The sequence below is a fragment of the Ignatzschineria sp. PL_is040 genome (genome assembly GCF_055813795.1).
In genome coordinates this window covers 1-1,452 of sequence record NZ_JBVPGU010000024.1, presented here as the reverse complement: position 1 = coordinate 1,452, position 1,452 = coordinate 1, and the positions used below count along the sequence as shown (strand labels likewise).

At 35.1% G+C, this 1,452-nt stretch carries 1 protein-coding gene and 1 pseudogene; one reads left to right on the top strand and one right to left on the bottom strand.

The features are described from left to right. Positions 1 to 184: 184 nt before the first annotated feature. Entirely contained in the window at positions 185 to 1,345 is a 1,161-nt protein-coding gene (gene ampC, locus AC0SAP_RS10280; protein WP_473384100.1) for a class C beta-lactamase, read from the top strand. A gap of 14 nt (positions 1,346 to 1,359) precedes the next feature. On the opposite strand, the pseudogene AC0SAP_RS10275 reads toward ampC, so the two are convergent. After that, positions 1,360 to 1,452 (bottom strand): annotated as a pseudogene (locus AC0SAP_RS10275) (IS5/IS1182 family transposase); the annotation flags it as partial.

Below are 1,452 nucleotides of genomic sequence, written 5' to 3'. Positions count from 1 at the left end.
CTTGTCACTAAGTATTGTTTGGAGCATAGAAATAGAGAGTTAGTTAAAAGTTTTCTGGCGATAATATTTTACTACTCTCTATTTTTTATTTCCAATGTGCAACAGACCCTATTATTTCAAGTGTTCAACAGTCATTAGAATTACACTGCCAATTATAATTCACATTATTTTACGAGTACAAATTATGAAAATAAACCGATTACAAAAAATACTCATAACCATTTCAATTATTTGTTTGAGTATTTCTTTGTCTTTTGGAGAAAAGAAAGTTACCCAAGAATCATTACATATCAAGATTGATAGTGCTGTCGAGGCTCTGATGGATCAGTATGATATTCCTGGGATGGCGCTTGGTATAGTCGATGCTGATCAAGTCTATTTTCTTAACTATGGTATTTCTAATAAGAAAACCACATCGCCCGTAACAGAAAATACTATTTTCGAATTAGGCTCTATTAGTAAGACGTTTACTGCCTTGTTAGCAAGCTACGCGGTTGAGAAGGGTGCAATTGATCTTTCAGATTTGGTTAGTCAGCATGTGCCAACCTTGAAAAATAGTCCGATTGGACAGGTTTCATTGGTTCAATTGGGGACATATATCGCAGGTGGATTACCTTTGCAATTTCCTAGTGATGTGATGAGTAGCGACGAGATAGATCATTATTTTGAATCATGGCATCCAATTTTTCCGGCAGGTGAAGAGCGTTTGTATTCCAATCCTAGTATTGGCTTCTTTGGTAATATTGCAGCTTTATCGATGAACGTTAGTTTTACTGATTTAATGGAAAAAACGATTTTAGATAAATTAGGATTAAAAGATACATTTATTACGGTTCCACAAGATAAATTAGCGCAGTATGCTTGTGGTTATAATAAAAATAATGATCCTGTGAGAGTGAATCCCGGAGCGCTTGATGCAGAGGCGTATGGTATAAAATCAACTGCGAAAGACATGGTACGCTTCATTCAAAGTAATCTTCAGATGATTGCTTTAGATGAAACTATGGAAGATGCCATTAAAGGAACGCATAAAGGGCAATATAGCGTCAGTACTTTTACACAAGCCCTAGGTTGGGAAAAATATCCTTTATCTTCATCTCTAGATGAGTTGTTACAAGGGAATTCAAACGAAGTGATATTGAATCCACAACCAATTTTATTTGAAAACATACTTGATACAGAAAGTGTATGGGTAAATAAAACGGGATCAACAGGCGGATTTGGTGCTTATATCGTTTTTATCCCTGAGAAAAAGGTGGGGATTATTATTTTAGCTAATAAAAACTACCCAAATGCTGAGAGAGTGAAGTTAGCATATGATATTTTAAGCACCCTAACAGACTAGGGGCTGTTGAACATTCATAATTTTAACCAAATGTAAGCACAAGCTAAAGCCACGTTGTTTTCATAATGTTGTTTTAGCTTGTCATATCTTGTTGCTACACTTCTAAA